Source organism: Yersinia sp. 2542 StPb PI, assembly GCF_048593855.1.
Classification (GTDB): Bacteria; Pseudomonadota; Gammaproteobacteria; order Enterobacterales; family Enterobacteriaceae; genus Yersinia; species Yersinia enterocolitica_E.
The window spans coordinates 1-999 of record NZ_JAZGQA010000423.1 but is presented as its reverse complement, the minus strand read 5'-3'; the positions used below and the strand labels follow the sequence as shown (position 1 = coordinate 999).

Genomic DNA, 999 nt, shown 5'->3' with positions numbered 1-999 from the left:
CCCATCACAGTTCTTAAATATATAAACGTGAGCATAGAGCATGACTAATTGTTATTAGATCAATAACTGTCATTCCATTTCACTGCGTTCAGAAGAAAGTGAACGAAATACCTGCGGTGTCACATTATAGGTCTGGCGGAACACCTTGCAAAAATAGCTGGTTTGGGAAAATCCAAGATTTTTGGCAATGCTGGCAATGCTCCAATCACTGTGCTGCAACATCTCTCTGGCATTGGCCATGCGTTGTTGGTTGACCCAGGCATTGAAGCCGATCCCCTGATATTTTTTAAATAATTTACTGAAATAGTAAGGGCTGAGATACACCTTGCCAGCCACTTCTTCCAACCGCAGCTCTTCTGACAAATGCGTGTCTATATAGCGTAGTGCTTTCTTCATTTTGCTGTCATGCGGGTGGACCGGCCGTACCCTGCCCGGCTCTTTGCTCCCCATATTGTCATTGATTACAACGAAATTGAGGTGTTTTTTCAGGCAGTTCTCAACAATCAGCTTCAGCAAATCAGCCGAGGCTATTACCCGAGAAAAATCCATTATCGGTACATTATGGAACTCATCCATTAGCGCCGGATTCTGCTGCCAGTTATTATCGACATTCAGAATATCAATAAGGTAAACATCTGCATGCAGCCGGACCTGCCCACATAACACAAAACCCACCAGATGGCCGGCAATCACCAAAGGAATAGAAAAATCAGTTAATCCGGCATGGCAGCGGTAGATGCAGGGCTCATTGGATTTGGACGCTTCAAGGCCACCACAACGATCACTCATCCGACAACGCAGATGGTTAACCGGATCTTGACGCATTAATTGACAAAATGGAGTGAAATTAAACAGGTCAGAGATTTCCTCACCGTGAATATTCACCACCACCACCGCCAATCCGGTAGCTTGGGCAAAATCCTGGGCGATTTTATTTATGAGCTCTGAGTTAAGAGAACTGGCAGAAATCATGATAAAACCTCTCAGTTAATTTATTGT

General features: G+C 44.2%; 1 protein-coding gene. It reads right to left on the bottom strand.

The genetic code is table 11. The annotated features are described in order from the left end of the window. Positions 1–69: 69 nt before the first annotated feature. Complete coding sequence (gene pocR / locus V1952_RS22060; RefSeq protein ID WP_372558492.1) at positions 70–972, bottom strand: transcriptional regulator PocR; 903 nt, start codon at positions 970–972, stop codon at positions 70–72. Between the last annotated feature and the right edge of the window lie 27 nt (positions 973–999).

Excerpts from the sequence above, each read along its gene's own strand:
- pocR (WP_372558492.1), bottom strand. The coding sequence starts at position 972 with ATGATTTCTGCCAGTTCTCTTAACTCAGAGCTCATAAATAAAATCGCC.